Origin of the sequence: Paenibacillus sp. LBL (genome assembly GCF_029893715.1) — a bacterium.
Classification (GTDB): domain Bacteria; phylum Bacillota; class Bacilli; order Paenibacillales; family Paenibacillaceae; genus Paenibacillus_AQ; species Paenibacillus_AQ glucanolyticus.
In genome coordinates, this window is sequence record NZ_JARXYU010000041.1 from 1 (window position 1) to 2,619 (window position 2,619).

The window sequence follows — 2,619 nt, forward strand, 5'->3', positions numbered from 1 at the left end:
AATCATGAACGAACTGGAAGCCGGTATTGTGTCTATAAAAAGCGAAAATCACCTTAACTTGTCTTTGGCGGGACGTTAAGGCGATCTAACAATTAGAGGGTATTCCCTTGGCGTCATTATTACATAACACCAAGAGAACCGTCAAGGGGTGCCCCATTTAGGAGGGTAAAATCCATGAGTTCTGCAACTATGTCAAAAATTGAATTCATCTCTAAAAATAATGAAGCGCTGTATGTAACGCTTATCGAGAATTACGGCTTAACCTTTGCACTTCCATTCCTCAAAGTGATTGATTCCGTTCGCTACCTTACGATGGATGAAAAGATAGAAGCATCAAAGCTCTATTTGGCTAGTGTCGGCCGGATTGTTGAACAGAATTTTGTTCATAGTGACGGTCACACAGTAGAAGTCTCGAGCGGATATAACGACGATATGGGGTTTTTCATTGAGGCAAGATGCTGGGAATGTGACGTATCAGATTGCCACTGCAGCAAAAGCCTTGGCCTTAAGGATGGAAAGCCGGTTGACAGGGTTAGGCGTAATTGGCACGGGCTGAAACGGAAGGTTGTGACTTTATGATGAATAGGGACCAGCTTCTTAAGTCGCATGGGCTTGACATTATGATTGATAACGGTAAACGTCCCGATTCGGACTATAACGGCAGATACCATCATTTAAATGTGAATTGGAAGCCGTTCGTCAACGATCGGGACCTGATGACCAACTTGATATTTGATGCACTGGATTGTGTTGGTATAGAAGAGCGCAGAGATTTCTTTGTACAGATGGCTTGGCGCATCATAGACGGCGGAGATGCCTTGGAACGGCTGCTGTCTGCGGCTTTTGGGCAGCAAGAAATAGCAAAATGTTAATAAGCGGGTGGTGACATGGAAGGGTGGATCAGCCTTCACCGTAAGCTAATGGAAAGTGAGATATGGGAGAAGCCGCCACTTTATATGAAGGTGTGGGTGTTTCTCCTGCTCTCTGCTCAGCACAAACAATATAAAGGTTTGAAGCCTGGGCAGGTTTTAACGTCTATCCCAGAAATCATTGAAGGGGTTTCGTGGATGGTAGGAGCGAGGCGGGAAAGGCCTACGAAAGACCAAGTTTTTCAGGTTTTACAATTTTTACGCGGTAAAGCGATGAAATCGAAACGAAGCCCGGACGAAAGCAACGAAGGGACGCCAATGATCACGACAACGAAAGCAACGCACAAAATACTCGTGACCATATGTAATTACGGGGTTTATCAGGACAGGAATAAGGGCGAAAGCAACGACGAAAGCAACGACAATACACCTACGAACCCGCCGCGAAAGCAACGAGCACCCGACAATATAAACAATAATGATAATAATGACAATAACACTGATATAAAACCTTCTTCTCGAAAACGCAAAACCCGCGTTTACGAAGCGGATGATCGTTATTATCAAATGGCCTTATACCTTCACGGAAAGATTATGGAGCATGCAGCAGCCAATAAGGTTGAACACCTAGTCCGGGATGCGGACATGCAGAAGTGGGCTGATGAATTTAGAAAAATCATAGAGATCAACAAGCGGGATCCTAAAGAGCTTCAAGCAATTATCGATTGGTCTACATCCCATCATTTTTGGAGCAGTAATATTTTGAGCCCTAAAAAGTTGAGAGAAAAGTACCAAGATCTCGGCATCAAGATGGCATCGGAACGGAAGTTACCGCAAAGTAGTGGAAACCGTCAAGAAAGGAATAAGGAATATCTAAATAAACGCATGGGGGAGATTGACCGTGAACAACAAGGAGCTGCTACATCTCCTTTCGATAGTCGTCACAGCCTACCCGACAGTTCAAGTTTCTGAGGAAATGGAAACGCTATGGGGCAGCATGCTTGGTGATGTGAGTTATAAGAGGGCCGCGCAAAACTTAGCCCAGCATATCAAAACTTCGAAATACCCGCCGACCATAGCCGATATCAGGGGGAACATCACCCCCTTATCGGTGGAGAATCTAAGGATACAGACACAGGAGCGGTTTCGTCTAATGGATAACTGGCAGAAAAACGCATGCCCGCGGCCGAGGCTAACGGAGGGAAAGCAACATGATTGATTTCAGTATGGAAGCGGAACAGGCGGTATTAGGCAGTATACTCCTTGATCAGAGCCAAGAGACAGCGGCTAAAGCAGTAGAGCGATTAGAACCCGATTACTGGTCGGAAGCACACCGACCCGTGTTTGAAGCGATATGCGAATTGCAAAGAGAAGGTACTTCAATTGACATCGTAACCCTATCGCAATGGTTATATGATCGGCAACTAACAGGGTACTTCGGCAGCATCGATTACCTAGGAGGATTAGTCGAACAGGTGCCTTCCGTTGCTAATGCCGGTCACTACATGAAAATCGTTGAAACAACAGGTATCAGGCGCAAGGCTCTTGATTCACTGGAAGTACAAAGACGGCTGATAGAAGAAGAGTCGGATCCTCGAAAGGTCGCCGCGCTATTCCAAACGGCTGCCGATGAATTGGGGAGCAAGGTCCGGTCAGATAAGAAGCTAACACGTATACGCGATGTTATGAGGGACCACGAGGACGAATTAGAGGTCCGTAGTCAGTCCCAAGGTATAACTGGTGTACCAAC

The 2,619-nt window shown here is 45.9% G+C and carries 4 protein-coding genes; all 4 read left to right on the plus strand.

Annotation, left to right across the window (positions count from 1 at the left end; translation table 11 throughout):
- The first annotated feature begins 174 nt into the window (after positions 1–174).
- Entirely contained in the window at positions 175–579 is a 405-nt protein-coding gene (locus M2277_RS31530; protein ID WP_280756423.1) for a hypothetical protein, read from the plus strand.
- Complete coding sequence (locus M2277_RS31535; protein WP_280756424.1) at positions 576–872, plus strand: pyruvate-formate lyase-activating enzyme; 297 nt, start codon at positions 576–578, stop codon at positions 870–872. The genes M2277_RS31530 and M2277_RS31535 overlap by 4 nt, the downstream gene beginning before the upstream one ends.
- A gap of 15 nt (positions 873–887) precedes the next feature.
- Positions 888–1,841, plus strand: a complete 954-nt coding sequence (locus M2277_RS31540) for a hypothetical protein (RefSeq protein WP_280756425.1) — start codon at positions 888–890, stop codon at positions 1,839–1,841.
- A gap of 239 nt (positions 1,842–2,080) precedes the next feature.
- Positions 2,081–2,619: DnaB-like helicase N-terminal domain-containing protein (locus tag M2277_RS31545; RefSeq protein ID WP_280756426.1), on the plus strand; the 539-nt coding region annotated here is incomplete at its 3' end.